The organism is Halomonas sp. ATBC28, assembly GCF_005937175.1.
GTDB classification, from domain to species: Bacteria; Pseudomonadota; Gammaproteobacteria; order Pseudomonadales; family Halomonadaceae; genus Vreelandella; species Vreelandella titanicae.
In genome coordinates this window covers 1-418 of record NZ_VCQL01000133.1, presented here as the reverse complement: position 1 = coordinate 418, position 418 = coordinate 1, and the positions used below count along the sequence as shown (strand labels likewise).

At 48.3% G+C, this 418-nt stretch carries 1 protein-coding gene; it reads right to left on the bottom strand.

Annotated features, from left to right (window positions below; genetic code table 11):
* Positions 1-175 precede the first annotated feature (175 nt).
* Positions 176-418 (bottom strand): SsrA-binding protein (locus tag E0L35_RS25690; protein ID WP_138801746.1); only part of this gene is annotated, 243 nt, incomplete at its 5' end.

The following is a 418-nucleotide window of genomic DNA, read 5'->3' as shown; positions in this document are numbered from 1 at the left end:
CCATGACCAGCCTCAATGGCGTTATCGTTAAAGATTTAGCACCCATGTAGCCTGATTTTTTTTCGATTAAGCAATGGGATGGCTACATCTGTGTCAGATTTGACAGTCGACAAGATGTTCATTCGCGCCACCGGATAGGGAGGCGCGGTGAGGATTTGATTAGTAATGTGCAGGTTTAACGGTGGGCGTTTTTCATGATACGCGCTTTATCCACCTGCCATTCGCGTTCTTTGATATCTGAACGTTTATCGTGCTGTTTTTTACCTTTGGCGACGCCGATTTTCACTTTGCACCAGGCATTTTTCCAGTACAGGGAGAGCGCCACTACGGTATAGCCTTCTCGATTGACGCGACCGTACAATGAGTCCAGTTCGCGCTGGTTGAGAAGTAACTTGCGGGTACGGGTAGGATCGCACAC